The sequence below is a fragment of the Pseudomonas sp. PB120 genome, assembly GCF_009761815.1.
Lineage (GTDB): Bacteria > Pseudomonadota > Gammaproteobacteria > Pseudomonadales > Pseudomonadaceae > Aquipseudomonas.
Genome location: NZ_RWIN01000070.1, coordinates 23,132 through 29,777, shown reverse-complemented (window position 1 = coordinate 29,777; position 6,646 = coordinate 23,132). Strand labels below are relative to the sequence as shown.

General features: G+C 61.8%; 3 protein-coding genes. 1 reads left to right on the top strand and 2 read right to left on the bottom strand.

What is annotated here, in order from left to right; all coding sequences use genetic code 11:
• A partial coding sequence (locus tag EJA72_RS13845) for an S-layer family protein (RefSeq protein WP_157712001.1) occupies nt 1–3,695 on the top strand: 3,695 nt, incomplete at its 5' end.
• Between the two features lie 128 nt (nt 3,696–3,823).
• Here EJA72_RS13845 and lapD read toward each other — a convergent pair.
• Both lapD and lapG read right to left on the bottom strand, forming a co-directional pair.
• The gene (lapD, locus tag EJA72_RS13840; RefSeq protein WP_157712000.1) at nt 3,824–5,764 is read right to left on the bottom strand and encodes a cyclic di-GMP receptor LapD; all 1,941 of its coding nucleotides are present in this window, start codon (nt 5,762–5,764) and stop codon (nt 3,824–3,826) included.
• Nucleotides 5,765–5,785: 21 nt separating this feature from the next.
• The gene (lapG, locus tag EJA72_RS13835) at nt 5,786–6,493 is read right to left on the bottom strand and encodes a cysteine protease LapG (protein ID WP_157711999.1); all 708 of its coding nucleotides are present in this window, start codon (nt 6,491–6,493) and stop codon (nt 5,786–5,788) included.
• Nucleotides 6,494–6,646 lie beyond the last annotated feature (153 nt).

Genomic DNA, 6,646 nt, shown 5'->3' with positions numbered 1-6,646 from the left:
GCAGCGGCACCGAGAAATTCACCTACACCCTGACCGATGCCGACGGCGACACCAGCACCGCGACCCTGGAACTGAACATCCACAACAGCCCGGTGACCCTCAACGGCCTCGACGTCAAAGGCGGCGAGCTAACCGTCTACGAGAAAAACCTCACCTACGGCAGCGAGCCTGATGCACCCGCGCTGACCCAGACCGGCACCTTCACCGTGTCGGCACCGGATGGCCTGCAAACCCTGACCGTGGGCGGCATCGCCGTGGTCAGCGGCGGCGTGATCGCGGGCTTCCCGCAATCAACCAGTGCCGATCACGGCGCCGTCTTCACCGTCACCGGCTATAACCCGGCGACCGGCGTGGTGACCTACACCTACACCCTGAACTACGCCGACACCCACCCGAACGCCGATGGCGCGAACAAGATTTCCGACAACATCAACGTGGTTGCCACTGACAAGGACGGCAGCACCGCGAGCGGCCAGATCAACGTCAACATCGTCGACGACACCCCGACCGCCCATGCCGACAAAGTCTCGGTGGGCGAAGGCGGTACCGTCACCGGCAACGTGCTGTGGAACGACGTCGGCGGCGCCGATGGCCCTGCGGCCGGTGGTGGTGTTGTCGGTGTGCGCTTCGGCTCCGACACCTCGACCCCGGTCACTGGCGGCCTGAATACTCATATCAATGGCACCTACGGTTACCTGACGCTGGACGCCGCGGGTAACGCGGTTTACCACAGCAATCCGGACTCGGTCAGCGGCCCGGGTGCGAGCGATACGTTTACCTACACCCTGCGTGATGCCGACGGTGACCAAAGCACCACCACCGTCACCATCGACGTCAACAACAGCTGCATCAAAGCCGTTAGCGACACTGACGTGACCGTGTTCGAAAAAGCCCTCGACCTGACCAAGGACGGCCAGGACCTGGCCGCCGGCACCGTCACCGGCAGCGAACCGGGCAGCACCGGCGAAACCGCCAGCGGCACCTTGGTCGGCTCGGTCACTGGCGCCTCCGGTGCGATCACTTACACGTTGGTTGGCAGCGCCACCGGAACGTACGGGCAAATCCTGCTCAACCCTAATGGCACCTACACCTACACCCTGACCTCGGCGCCGAAAACGTCGCCGGGCGCCAACGACGGCGCCAACACCCTGAGCGAAAGTTTCACCTACAAAGCCACCGATGCGCTGGGCAACAGCACCACCAGCACCATCCAGGTCAACATCGTAGACGACGTGCCCAAAGTGGCCGGCGCGGAGCGTTCGGTTACGGCGACAGAGATCGATTCCAACCTGCTGCTGGTGATCGACGTGTCGGGCAGTATGGCCGACGCTTCCGGCATCCCGGGGTTGTCGCGCATCGAATGGGCCAAGCAGTCCATCACGGCCTTGCTCAACAAGTACGACGACCTGGGCGACGTGAAGGTGCAGATTGTCACCTTCAGCACCACCGCCACCGACAAGACCTCAGTCTGGGTGGATGTGGCGACAGCCAAGTCGATTATTTCCGGCCTGACGGCGGGCGGTAACACCAACTACGACGCGGCCGTGACCACGATGAAAGCCGCGTTCGACACCGATGGCAAACTGACCGGGGCACAGAACGTCGGCTACTTCTTCTCCGACGGCAAGCCGACCAGTGGCCAGGACATCAACGCCGCGGACGAGACCGCGCTGAAAGCCTTCCTCGACGCCAACGGCATCAAGAACTACGCGATCGGCCTGGGCAGTGGCGTGAGCAGCGCCAACCTCAACCCGCTGGCGTATGACGGCAGCACGCACACCAATACCAACGCAGTGATCGTGACCGATCCAACCCAACTCAACTCGGTGCTCTCGGGCACCGTGGCCGGCGCACCGGTGACCGGCACGTTGCTGGAGGGCGGTACGTTCGGCGCCGATGGCGGCTTCATCAAATCCATCACGGTCGACGGCACCACGTACACCTACGACCCTAAAGGCACTGGTTCGCTGACTGCGAGTGGCGGCGCTAATCACGGCACATTCAACACGGTCAACAACAGCCTGAGCATCGCCACCGACAACAAAGGCACCCTGGTGGTGAACCTTGATACCGGCGAGTACACCTACACCTCGCAAAAAGCCACCGCCGTGACGCTCACCGAAAACATCGGCTTCACGGTCAGCGACAACGACGGCGACCTGGCCAGCTCGACGCTGGTGGTCAAAGTTGTTCCTAACTCAGCGCCGGTGGCGGCCGATGATCACGTCATCACCAACGTGCTGTCGGGCAGTGTCGTGGTCCCGGGCGAATTGCTGCTGGCCAACGATACCGACGCCAATGGCGACCCGTTGACCGCAGCACCGACCACCTTCAACACTGGTTGGGCGGCCAAGGGCGCTGATTTCGTCGGCACGGGCGCGATCAGCTTCGGCGGCACCGTCGATACCGCCGCCAATCGGGTACTGGGCGATGTGCGCAACACGTTCGCTGCCAACTCGGCAATGATGACGGCGGTACTGGTTGTCAGCGGCTATCTGGGGGCGGTCACCACGGCCAATGCCAACGATGAAGACCTCATCACCGTGAAGCTGAAACAGGGCGAGACCCTCACCCTGGACCACAACCTCGCGGGCGGTCACATCGCGATGGAGTACTCGCTCAACGGCGGTCCATTCGTGACCATTGGCGATGGCGATAAAATTACCGCATCAGCCGACGGCACGTACCAGATCCATGTCACCAACATCACCAACACCACTGGTAACAACGCCACGGCCGCCGAAAACTATCAGCTGACCATGACGGTCAACTACGCCGGGGCTCACGACGTTACGCCGGATTTCCACGGCACCTACTCCGCCAACGACAACCATGGCGGCAGCGACAGCGCAGGCGTGACCATCAGCTATCAGGACGGCCATACCCTCACGGGCACCTCAGGTGATGACGTGCTGGTGGCAGGCAGCGGCAACAACGTCATCAATGCCGGTGACGGCAACGATGTGCTCACCGCTGGCGCTGGCAACAACGAGTTGCACGGCGGTGCCGGCAATGACTTGCTGTTCAGCGGTCCGGGCAATGACCTGCTCGACGGCGGTACCGGCAACGACACCGCGAGTTACGCGCATGCCACGGCTGGCGTCACTGTCGACTTGAGCCTGCTCACTGCGCAAAACACCCTCGGTGCCGGCACCGATACGTTGACCGGGATTGAAAACCTCACCGGTTCGAACTTCAACGACACCCTCATCGGGGATAACAACAACAACGTCATCAACGGCGGGTTGGGCGACGACATCCTCAAGGGCGGGGGTGGCGATGACTTGCTGATTGGCGGCCTGGGCAACAACACGCTCACCGGGGGCGCTGGCGCCGACACCTTCCAATGGCTCAAAGGCAACAGCGGTCATGACGTCGTTACCGATTTCACACCGGGCACCGACAAACTCGACCTGTCGCAACTGCTGCAGGGCGAGAACAACACCGCGGCATCGCTGGATGACTACCTGCACTTCAAAGTCACCGGCAGTGGTGCGTCGCTGGTGACGAGCATTGATGTCAGCGGCATGGCGGGTGCGGCGCCGAATCAGACCATCGACCTTGCGGGTGTGGACCTGGCCAGTCACTACGGCATAACGCCGGGGGCCGGTGGTGTGATTGCGGGTGGTCACGATACGGCGACGATCATCAACGGCATGCTCAATGACCATTCGTTGAAGGTTGATACCGTGTGATCTGAAACGACAAAAAAACCCGCCATCCCGGTGAAAGGGGATGGCGGGTTTTTTGTTGTCTGGCCGATGACTTTGTGTTGAATTTAGGACCGCTATCGTCGGAACGATGACTCGGTCCAGCGGGCAAATCACATCGGCTCTGGCGGTCCGATCAACCGCCCCATCACCCCGAACACCCCCAGTTCCGTAATCACCTCCAGCTCTCCCCGGGTTTCAACCCTCTCCGCAATCAACGGCAAATCAATGCTGTGGGTCGCCCTGACGATCGCGTCGATGAATAGCCGTTTGTCTTCGCGTTCGTCGATGGCACGGATGTAGGCCCCGTCGATTTTCAGATACGCCAGCCCCAATTGAGTCAGGTTGCCGATCTGGCTGAAGCTGCCGCCAAAATGCTGCAGGCCGATGGCGTAACCCGTTTTGAGCAGGCTGTGGCTCAGGCGCTGGAGTTCTTCTGGGGGCGGCAATTGGCGTTCGTCAATTTCCAGCGTCAGCAGGGGGGCCAGGTCGGGCAATGAGTCGAGCAGGTCGAGGACTTGTCGCAGCTGTGCCTGATCACGCAACGTGCTGCCCGACAAGCTCAACGCCAGTGGCCAACGGTTGGCGACCAGGTAATCAAGGGTCGCTTCCAGCATGGCCAGATCGAACCGTGCCGACCAGCCCAAGCGTTCGATCCATGGCAGGAAGTCTCCGGCGGCAATCGCTTCGCCCTGTGGGTCCAGCAGGCGTGCGAGCACTTTGTGGTGCAGCAGCTGACTGGTGTCGGCGCATTGCACCACCGGCTGGAAATACAGCTGCAGCTTGCCATGGGTCAGCGCATCGTCGATCCAGTGAGGCCAGTCGTGTTGAATGGGGTTTGCCGCCTCGTTGGCGTGGGCCAGGTAAACCCATGGTTGCTCGGGATGTTGCCGGGCTTCGGTCAGCGCCTGGTCTAGCCGTTTCAGCACGTCACCGGCGGGTTCGCCCGGGCGGTAGGCGACGATGCCCACATGCGCGACGGGCGTGCAGTCACTGACACCGCTCAGGCGCAGGTTTTCCAACGTGACGCTGACTTCACTGGCCAGGCGTACGCCGTCTTCGGCGTCCAGGCCCGGTGTCAGCAGGCTGAATTCGCCACCGCGATTTCGCGCCGGCAGCCAGGTTCGGCGCTCCGGCAGTCGGGTCATGCACTTGAGTAGTTCACCGACCGTGTTGATCAACGTGTCCGTACCCTGGCCTCCCAGACGTTGATTGAGGCCGGTCAGATCGTTGATCCGCAGCATCAGCAAATGACCGTCCCTGCTCTGTTCGGAGACCAGCAAATGATCGGCCAGTTGTTCATCGAGCAAGCGCCGGTTGGCCAGTCCCGTCAGGCTGTCCTGATAGGATTCGGCCCGTAGCTTTTCACTGCGTGCGGCTTCTTCGGAAAACAGGGCCTTGAGCTTTTCCACCATCTGGTTCATCGCCAATACCACGCGCTTCAACTCAGGGGTGCGCGGCAGTGTCGGCAGTGTCAGGAATTCGCGTTTGCTGATGGCTTCGGCCTGTTTGACCAGGGTGTCGAGCGGACGGAATTGTCGCCGCAACATCCAGCCGCCCACCATGGCGCTGAGCAGTCCGCACAGCAGCAGCCAGATCAGGCTGCCGAGGGTGCTGTCCCAGAGTTTGGCCAGCGCAAACTGCGGATTGCTCAGCACTTCGACCCGCGCCACTTGCTCCCAGCCGCGCATGATCAATGCGTCGCCCCCCTGCGGGTGAAGGTTGACCACGCTGACAAACCAGGCGGGAATCCCCTCGATTTGCTTGGGGGCGTTGCGTTCTACCAGCACCTGCTCATCCTTGATGTCGACCACCCGGATGCTGTTGAAATAGCCGCTGTCGAATATCGAGCTGACCATCAACTCGATCATCGCCGGGTCGTCGATTTGCGCCGTCAGCGACAGGCCCAGCGCGGTGGCGGCGTCCTGGGCGTGGGCGCGAAGCTGCCCGAGCGTCTGGTCGCGAGAGCTTTCCAGGCTGACGAAAAAACTGCCGCTGAACGCCACCAGCAGGAACAGGCAAATGGCGAGAAACAACTGTTTGCGTAAAGACATGAACGCTCCTTGCCGTGGGGGCTAACCGTTGCCCACGGCGAACCCTTCGGCCTGCATTTTTTTCAGCACGTCCTGCCAGCGCGACAGGTTTTTCGTGTCGCTGCTACGTTTACCGCCATTGGCGCCCGGCAGGTACAGGCCCTCGGCGTTGAAGGCGTACACCGGCAACAGGTCTTTGCGTTGGGAGGCGGGGCGGATGTCGCCGATCAGGTTGTCCAGCACCAGCGGGTCGGCCGTGGGGCTGCTGTAGAAAGTCAGCACCATGTGCGCCTGGTTCTGGGTCAGGGCCTTGACGTAAGTGATGCGCAGTTTTTCGCTGGGAATGCCGAGGCGGCGCAAGCTGAAATATTTCGCCAGGGCGTAGTCCTCGCAATCGGCTGCGCCCTTGATCAGGGATTCGACGGGCGTGGCCCAGTAATCGGTCTGACGCCAGATGCGGGTGTCATCCTCAAAACTCAGTTGCTGATTGAAGAAGCGATTGACCGCACTCAGTTGCTCACGCTCAGGCGCGTCGGTCTCGCCTTTCAGCATTTGGCTCCACGCCTCGATCCGCACCCGTCCCTGGCCAAGGGGGGCGTAGCGTTGTTCGGCAGTCTGCAGAATCTGCGAAAAGTCCCAGTCGGCCTGGACGCTGCTCAGCCCGGCGGCGAGCAAACCTGCCAGCAACAGCCATCCGCCGAACCGAAGCCGGGGCGTTGACCATCCTGGACTACGCAGTCTGCGGGGCATGATTGGCTGCTCGAGTGCAGAGTCTGAAGTCTAGGCGGTGTTCTTCAAAAGGGACGGCAGATCGTCGGGCGGGTATGGAATTACTGACATCTGTTGTGGCGAGGGAGCTTGCTCCCGTTCGGCTGCGCAGCAGACGCAATCCCGGTCAACCCG

Coding starts and splice junctions, on each gene's coding strand:
- lapD (WP_157712000.1), bottom strand. CDS start 5,764: ATGTCTTTACGCAAACAGTTGTTTCTCGCCATTTGCCTGTTCCTGCTG.
- lapG (WP_157711999.1), bottom strand. CDS start 6,493: ATGCCCCGCAGACTGCGTAGTCCAGGATGGTCAACGCCCCGGCTTCGG.